At 60.1% G+C, this 1,486-nt stretch carries 1 protein-coding gene; it reads right to left on the bottom strand.

From position 1 onward, the window contains the following. Positions 1-38 precede the first annotated feature (38 nt). A complete protein-coding gene (locus ACV229_RS40455; RefSeq protein WP_448088643.1) occupies positions 39-1,361 on the bottom strand; it encodes an IS5 family transposase in 1,323 nt (440 codons plus the stop codon). Between the last annotated feature and the right edge of the window lie 125 nt (positions 1,362-1,486).

The following is a 1,486-nucleotide window of genomic DNA, read 5'->3' as shown; positions in this document are numbered from 1 at the left end:
GCCAGCCCTGAACAATTCGTTTTGTCGCGCAGATGAAGCTACGCCGCCGACGATGCAGCGGTTTGGAAGCTGAGCAAAGCGACGAGAATCAGGGCATAAAAAAGCCGCAGCTTGCGCAGGATCTTCCGCAGGTTGTGGCCGGCGCCGCACAGCACCGCATGAATCGCATCGCCCAACGAACCCTTGAGCCAATTTCGATCGAGCTTGCCGTCGGCCTTCATGTGTCCGATGGCCGGCTCGATCGCGCTGCGACGCCGGATCATTGCTCGCAGGCCGCGCGTGATACCGCGTCGCAAGCCTGGGTGATAGACCTTCACACCATCGACGGCGACGCCCTTGTAACCGCGGTCGACGATGGCAATCTCGGGCTGAACGTCGCTCAAGATCGCCGCCTGCTCCAACGCTTCGGCCAGCGTGTGCCCATCGTAGGGATTGCCCGGCATCGAACGAGCTCCGACCACCAGACCTTCCTTGTGCGTCGTGGTGATCGACACCTTCACGCCGAATTCGTACGGCTTGCGTGCTTTGCCTTTCGCCAGGCACTCGACTTCCGGCGCATGCAGCGCATACAGCTTGTTTTTGTCCTTCTGCTTCTGCGTGAGAATCCGCTTCGTGCGGCTGATCAGCTCTTCCAACGCCGCGCGACTTTGCTGAGCAACACCGTCCAGCTGCCGCTCGACGTCACGCATCACGCGCCCCACTCGCGAACGCAAAGTGCGCAGCGTTTTCTTCATCCGCTTGTACTGCTTCGCATGCGCATAGCGCCCGATCTGGCCCGCCAGACGCGGCGCTTCGCGGTTGTAGTTCTGCCGCAGCTTCAGCCCGTGCTGGGCGGCAGCCTTCACCAGATGTTCCCGGCAACGTTCGAGCAGGCGCGAATCGGTGGGATGCGCAATCGCCTTTTCCATCACCGTCGTATCGACGATCACCCGCTTCAGGCTCGACGTCTTGATGACGTTTGCGCGTTTGGCCGCTTCGATCGTCTCGGCCAACAGTTCTTCAACGCCGGCTTCGCCCAGGCGCTTACGCCAGCGCGTCAGGCTCGACGGATCGATCGGCAGCTTCGTCTGCAAGTACGTCTCGCCAGTGAACACTTGCCAGTACGGGTTCTCCAGCCATTGCCAGACGACCTCTTCATCCGACAGGTCGAACGCGTGCTGCAAGTACAGCAGCCCTGCGATCAAACGTGGCGACGTTGCCGGTCGACCACGAGACGACGCGAAACTCGCGCTCATCGCCGAGCTCAACCGATCCCAGTCGATCAGATCAGCCACGCGAATCAACGGATGCTTCAAATTGATCTGCTCGCGCAGCGGTTGGCGAAAGAAATCTCCCTCTGTCACCGGCGTCTTCGGACCCATCCACACCTCGTCAGGATTTGCAAGATTCACGCGTCAATATGCCCGCTTCCTGCAAATCCAACAACACCGTTTTCGGTCTCACAGCCTTTCTGCATAAGCGGTCCAGGATTGTTCAGGTTCGACTA

The organism is Burkholderia sp. MR1-5-21 (assembly GCF_053427715.1).
This window is presented reverse-complemented; position numbering and strand designations above follow the sequence as displayed.